The organism is Microcystis sp. 49638_E5 (assembly GCF_021300285.1).
GTDB lineage: Bacteria > Cyanobacteriota > Cyanobacteriia > Cyanobacteriales > Microcystaceae > Microcystis > Microcystis aeruginosa_C.
In genome coordinates, this window is the sequence record NZ_JAJTDH010000146.1 from 1 (window position 1) to 6,074 (window position 6,074).

Genomic DNA, 6,074 nt, shown 5'->3' on the forward strand with positions numbered 1-6,074 from the left:
TTTAAAGAGATGGAAAACGTCTCAAATATCCAATTTTATGAGGTCATTCTGTTGGGCAAAGACAACAAGCCCCTCCACGCTATTCCGTTTCAATACATCGCCAAGGGAGCTAATGGGGCAAGCTTTAGCATGAACTGGCAGCAATTAGTCGTGGAGGTTACGACCTGCCACGCGATCGCCAACAAAGTGCCCGCACGTCCAAAAACTGCCAAGTTTAACTCCTTATGTGTGTTCTCTTTTCAAACCAAAAGGGAGCAGGTAGGGCAAAAACAAAAGTCTTTTACCTGTCGGGTCGTAGGGCATGATGTCCCCAAACCAGAGGACTGGAAAAATTACTTTGTTGGGTTTGACGCTGAGACTAAAAACTTAGTATGGGACAGCTTACAGCCCTCCCTGCCATTGCTTTCTCCTACCCCGACTTTGGCACTGCCTGAGTCCGTTGATTTCTAGATTATTTACGGGGGAATTAATTCCCCCCCACTATTCACTTATGAGGACAAAACAATGAGCTTAATCCCAAGAAACAACAAAGAAAACATTCAATCTGACAACGCAGCAATTAAAGTCTATGAATTTGCCCAAGAAATCGCCCCATTAGTAGCAAGAACTGAATTTATCGACACATTGCTAGATTATCGGCGACGTACTCAAAACGTGATAACCAAGCTTAGACTGACCTCCGAGCAGGTCGAAAAAAACGCCCCAAAAGAGTTAGCTGATATAGTTTATCTTCTAACTTTTTCTCCTCAAAACAAGGAAGCCGAACGGGTAGAGTGCGTTGAGCTAACGATCTTAGGTTTAAAAGCCCTAAAAGAGCAACTTAAAGGTGGGTTCGGATTTGCTTCCTACGATTTGACTATTGCTGAGTTGGAGCAATTGGCACAATACGAATTGACGCGATTAGAAGATGATATCGTGACCGCCCCCGCTGTTGGGTTAGTGACAAACATCACTAACAACATCACCGCAGTTAATTCTGATGTAACCGTTAGTTATTCTGGCAAAAAGCTAACAGGGCAGGAGATAGGGGAATTGCGAAGGGTTATCCTCGCTGCATTTCCATCTCAAGATGAATTTGCGATAACGCTGTCAGAAAAGCTAGATATTAACTGGACATCGGTTAAAAATGGTAGCAACTATGATACAGCCGTTTTTAATTTTATCACGCAATATACAGAGTCCTATGGCATGACTGCCAGTTTTGTCAAGGCACTAGCATCTAAAAGGCCACGAAATAGCGCATTAATTGAATGGGCTAACCGATTCTAAATCATTCACGGGGGATGGGCAACCGTCCCCTAACTCACAGACAACAGAGGATAAAACAATGGGCAGTCTAAAACCTAGTTACGATGAGCTTTTGAGTGAAAACAAAGATTTAAAAGAAAAGGCTAAAAATCACGCTTACGAGTTGGAATGTGCCAGAAATAGTCACGTTTCAAATCTACAATCTTTGCTCAGGGAAGCAGGAGTAATGCAAGCAAAAATCGACGAACTAAAGGCAGAGAACCAAGAGCTAAAAGCTACAATAGAAGGATACGAGATGGAGAATGCGGGGGAGTCTTGGTAAGCCATGAAGAAAGATTCTTTAGAGGAATTATGGAAGTTTTAATTGAGAAAGATCCATCAACATTTTTTTCTTTTGGAGGAGGGAGGCAGTCTACGGCAATCGCGCTGTTATTAATTCACCATCCTGAAAAGTTTACAGAAATAGGGCTAACTCTCCCTGCTAATATCAATTTTGCTGATACTGGGGCGGAACCCGCCCCAGTATACGATCACATCGAAAAAATGCAGAAACTTTTAGAGGATGCTGGTTATAAGTTCAATGTTTGCAGAAATTTAGATAAAGATGGCAACTTTAAGCCTCTTGATAACCTAGATCAATGGTCAACAGTTCCTTTTTTTGTCAAGACTCCTGAAGGCGTGGGAATGCTAAAGAGGCAGTGTACGAATGATTTTAAAATTCGACCTCTTACTAAAGCAATCCGTGATTCCCTTGGCTACAAGCCACGCCAGAGAGTCAGGGAACAAGTTAAGTTGTGGCTTGGCATATCCATGGATGAAAGCCAAAGAATGAAAACCAATAAGAGTTCATGGATAACGAACGTCTATCCTCTTATTGAGTTAGGATTATCTGCTTCTCATTGCTCCGCTTTAGGTCAGCATTACCTAGGCTACGCACCGCCTAAAAGTGCTTGTTATTTTTGCCCTTTTACCAATCACGAGAGATGGCTGTCAATGAAGCAGAATGACCCCGAGACGTTCCAGAAGGCTGTAGAGTTTGATAGAAAAGTTAGGGACTTACCAACTTTTGGTAAGTCCAATTATCCCTGTTTTATTCACTCGTCAGGAACTCCCCTAGAATCGGCTGTATTGGATCAGCCGTTTATACCTGGGCTGTTCCATAGCTCGGAACTAAGGGGCTTTTCGCAGGAATGCGAGGGGCATTGTGGGGTATAAGTCAACTAAATTAGAGGAGTTTTTATGGCAGGAAGTGAAGAACGATTAATGGATAACGAACTTTGTAGGGAGGCGGAAAACCGAATCGTTGAGATGGTATTTACAGAAAACAAAGATACCATCGTTAATTGGCTTTCTAAAATTATTCGGGGGAAGGTTTATTGCGAAAACGAAGTAATTTATTTTCGCAATGAAGACATTAATCTTACGGGCGGAGTTCTTTTGCAATCGGACTACACAACTAAAGCCGTTATGCTGGCTTTTGCCATAGCTGGCATTCACTGGCCTTTTCTGTTCCCTTCCTTGCTGAAAAAGGTAAATGAAAAGTGGAAGAAAAAGAGTAAGACAGGAGTTCAATCTCCCCAAATCAAACCAGAGGAAAACTAAAATGACTGAACTACTAAAGACTGAATGGACTAAAGAGGATGTACTGAAAGAGTCAAGGGAATCATACGGTCCTGGCATATTTATTCCTAGGGATGAATCAAAATGTGAGAAAATGCTTTACATTCCCATGTCTCAAGACGAATTTCTTGCATTTGATGGACTATTAGACGATTTTGAGTCTAATTATTTCCTGATTTACCATTCGGGATTGTCTCGGATTCTAATAGATCCCAATGAAAGAGATAAGTCATGGGAACAAAGAGAGGCGTTTCTTGCTCAATACTACCTAGCTTCATATCCAGTGACAAGACTGGAAGTTTTTAACGATATGGTCGAGGTACCAGAAGGCGATCAACTTACTTGCATTAAAGAGTGGTTATTTGCCTTGATCCACGACTCTAAATGGATACATCTAAATAAGTAGTTGACAACAATTTCAGTAATAAACCAGAGGAAAACTAAAATGATGAAAAAAGCTATATCTAATCTTTTAGAGTTTTTTTGGATAGTAATACTCGCTCCATTTTGGTACTTACTCTTAATAGTTCTTACAGGGACTCACTTAGTGCTAATCGTAATCAGGGACTTATCGAGGTCTTTAGCTAAAGCAATTAGGGATTTTCGGGACTACTTATTAACAAACATGACGAATCTTAATTAGAAAGGAAAAGCAGATTAGAAAGCCCCCACAACATTAGCAAAAACCGATTCTATATCAGCTAAGTTCTGATTTCTAGCTTTTCTGAGTAATTCTTTCTGGTCAGTAGAGGCAAACTGATTATTAAAGGTTGCGTTGACTTCAGGGCGGACATTAGGGATTTTAAGCCCTAAGTCTTTTAATTGATTCAATATATCTAATCCGAGTTGAGCCATACCATTTTTCCCTCTATTGCCCACTTCCTGCGGTTGTGGGATGGTAGGAACATTTAGGGCTTGAGAATCTAGCAAGTTGCCATTGTTGTCAATTTTTAGCCTAGCAGGAATATCAAGAGGTGGATTGCTCTCTACCTGACGTTTTAGGTCAGTTAGTGGCAATGGCTCTAAACTTACAGGTACAGTGATCGCCCCCTGTGCCTTGATAGCTTTTTCCCGATTGTCGATATCCTCCTGATTGAAGCGATTTCTAGCCTCTGCTATAGCTTTCTGGGTATCGGCGTTAGATTCCCTTTCTAGTCTGCTCTTAGCTTTAATCGCGTCAATCTCATCTTGTCTACGACGTTCTACTATGGGATCTGCTACGAATCCTTGGGAACGACTAGCCTCACTTACCGCCCGATTGGTTCGATTAGCAGCGCGGTTTGTCCTGTTTTCAATCTCTAATTGTGCTTTAGCCTGTGCTTGGGTTAACTTCAAGCCTTCCCGCTGGTAGTCGTTAATCAAGTTTTGGTCACTAGATATCTTTTCCTGCTCCCTAAGATTCTCAATAGCAAGCCCCAACCGCTCCCTAGCTAGGTCGGTAGAAGTAGTATCACGAGATAAAGCTAACTCCTGTTGGGCAATCTCTAGCCTTCTTTGAGCTAGGGCTATTGCCTCCTGTGCTTGTTTTTTCTCACTATCACCCGAAGCTTGACTTAGTTCTTTTTGCGCGATCGCCAGTTCTTTTGTCGATTCGATTACGGCTTTTTGCGCTGCTAAGTCAGTTTTGGCTTGTTCTATCGGAGCTTTAGCAAATTCTACCTGAGCAGTCCGCACCTGAGATTGAGCCTCTATTAATGCTCGTTTTTGGGCTTGCTCTGTTTTTTGGATCTCTAATTCTAGTATCTGGGATTGGATTCTTTGCTCTGTTTCTAGGGCTTTTAGTTTAAGTTCCCTAGTTTTAGCTTCCTGTTTCCCAATTTGCTCAATTAGGTCTTTTTCTCGAATCGTGCCACCAATACCTAAGTCTGATAATTCTTGCTTGAGTGCTTTAAGCTCTTTTTGGCTACCGATGTCCCCTGAGTTGATTTTCCGTACAATCTCTAGTGCGCGGTTGAGCCTATCAGTCTCTGCTGTGGAAACAAATAAGGAGGCATCGGAGCGAGCTTTTAGCAACTCGTTTCGTTTACCGACAATTGCTAACTGGCGCTCTAAAGATTTTTCTTGAATGGTTAGGAGATTGGTTAGTTTTTCCGATTCTAGTTGAGCTTTTTTGTCGGAGTCGATGACTTTAGCTTTTAGGTCAAGCTCTTCATTGAAAAGCTCAATTCTATCAGTTTGGACTTTAGCCAATCTCTCTATTTGAGCTTTGGCAATATTAAATAAAGACTCTTCTACTTCTTTTTGTTTCTGTAATGCTTGAAGGACTAAATCCGAAGACTTCTCCCTTAATTCCCTCAGCTTCAGTTCTTTCTGTCTTTGGGAAATATCGGCACTATTAACCGCTTTTATCTCTTCTTCGACGGCTTCTAGTTGAGCGTCCGTAGCTTTTTGGGTGACTTTTAACTTTTCTAGCTCTAAGTCTTCTTTGCTGATTAAATCTGCATTGTAGAGTTTTTGCAGTTCAATTAATCGCTCTTGTTCTGCTTCCAAAGAAGCAGATAGAGCTTTCTGGGAAGCTTCTTCAATTATGGCTATCTTTTCGGCTTGTTTAGCTTTTTCTGCCTCTATCTCACTGTTAGCCTGTTCTTTTGTTAAATCAGTTATTTTCTTGTTGACTTTCTCAATCTCATCAATGGTCTTTGTGCTAGTTGTGGCATCTTGACGAGACTGTAAGGATTTCAATAAATCCTGTTGTGCTTGTAACTCCTCAGATATTCTTTTCTTAGTGGCTTCTGCTTTTCGTTTTTCTAAGGACTCCTGTAGTTCAGTCCCCTCGACTTCTAATCTGGCTATTTCTGCTAATGACTCAGCTTCTGCTCTTTTACTTCCCTCAATCCTTTTGTTGACAGCCCTTAAAACATCACCATAAGCTTTATCAATTCCTGCTAGGGAATCCTCCAATCTGCGATTAGCTTCTATTTCTCTCTCTAGCTGCTTAACTAGGTTATCTTTAGCCTGTCTTTCTGCATCGGTTACAGCTAGGCTATCCTTGGCTATTGATAGCTGTCTAGCCAGTTGATCCCCTGCCAACTCAACCGCCGCCGCCTGTACATTTATTCCTCTAGCGTCATCGGCTCTTAGTTTAATTGAAGACTCTAATACGGCATTCCCTTGTTCAATTGTGTTAAAGAATTTCTGGGATCTAACAGCGTTAAGGTTATCAATTACGTCCCCACCAGTTGCCAATCTCTGGAACACACTAATTA

The 6,074-nt window shown here is 41.5% G+C and carries 7 protein-coding genes; 6 read left to right on the forward strand and 1 reads right to left on the reverse strand.

The annotated features are described in order from the left end of the window. From LW728_RS22425 to LW728_RS22450, 6 genes are all read left to right on the forward strand, one after another. Nucleotides 1-450: DUF5895 domain-containing protein (locus LW728_RS22425; protein ID WP_287768380.1), on the forward strand; the 450-nt coding region annotated here is incomplete at its 5' end. A gap of 54 nt (nt 451-504) precedes the next feature. After that, entirely contained in the window at nt 505-1,269 is a 765-nt protein-coding gene (locus LW728_RS22430; RefSeq protein WP_287768382.1) for an effector-associated domain EAD1-containing protein, read from the forward strand. A 58-nt stretch (nt 1,270-1,327) separates the two neighbouring features. Then, nucleotides 1,328-1,570 carry a hypothetical protein gene (locus tag LW728_RS22435; RefSeq protein WP_287768385.1) on the forward strand — a complete coding sequence of 81 codons (243 nt, stop codon included), beginning with the start codon at nt 1,328-1,330 and terminating at the stop codon, nt 1,568-1,570. Nucleotides 1,571-1,599: 29 nt separating this feature from the next. Next, nucleotides 1,600-2,463, forward strand: coding sequence for an adenine nucleotide alpha hydrolase family protein (locus LW728_RS22440; RefSeq protein WP_287768387.1), 864 nt, complete (start codon nt 1,600-1,602; stop codon nt 2,461-2,463). 24 nt (nt 2,464-2,487) lie between these two features. Then, nucleotides 2,488-2,850: a hypothetical protein gene (locus LW728_RS22445; protein WP_287768389.1), complete on the forward strand. Its 363-nt coding sequence runs from the start codon at nt 2,488-2,490 to the stop codon at nt 2,848-2,850. Between the two features lies 1 nt (nt 2,851). Continuing rightward, nucleotides 2,852-3,274 (forward strand): hypothetical protein, encoded by a 423-nt coding sequence (locus LW728_RS22450; protein WP_287768390.1) that lies wholly within the window; start codon nt 2,852-2,854, stop codon nt 3,272-3,274. A gap of 251 nt (nt 3,275-3,525) precedes the next feature. Here LW728_RS22450 and LW728_RS22455 read toward each other — a convergent pair. Beyond that, a partial coding sequence (locus LW728_RS22455; protein WP_287768391.1) for a coiled-coil domain-containing protein occupies nt 3,526-6,074 on the reverse strand: 2,549 nt, incomplete at its 5' end.

What these genes read in the sequence shown, in the direction of transcription:
- LW728_RS22445 (WP_287768389.1), top strand. Translation starts at nt 2,488, where the DNA reads ATGGCAGGAAGTGAAGAACGATTAATGGATAACGAACTTTGTAGGGAG.
- LW728_RS22435 (WP_287768385.1), top strand. Translation starts at nt 1,328, where the DNA reads ATGGGCAGTCTAAAACCTAGTTACGATGAGCTTTTGAGTGAAAACAAA.
- LW728_RS22440 (WP_287768387.1), top strand. Translation starts at nt 1,600, where the DNA reads ATGGAAGTTTTAATTGAGAAAGATCCATCAACATTTTTTTCTTTTGGA.
- LW728_RS22430 (WP_287768382.1), top strand. Translation starts at nt 505, where the DNA reads ATGAGCTTAATCCCAAGAAACAACAAAGAAAACATTCAATCTGACAAC.
- LW728_RS22450 (WP_287768390.1), top strand. Translation starts at nt 2,852, where the DNA reads ATGACTGAACTACTAAAGACTGAATGGACTAAAGAGGATGTACTGAAA.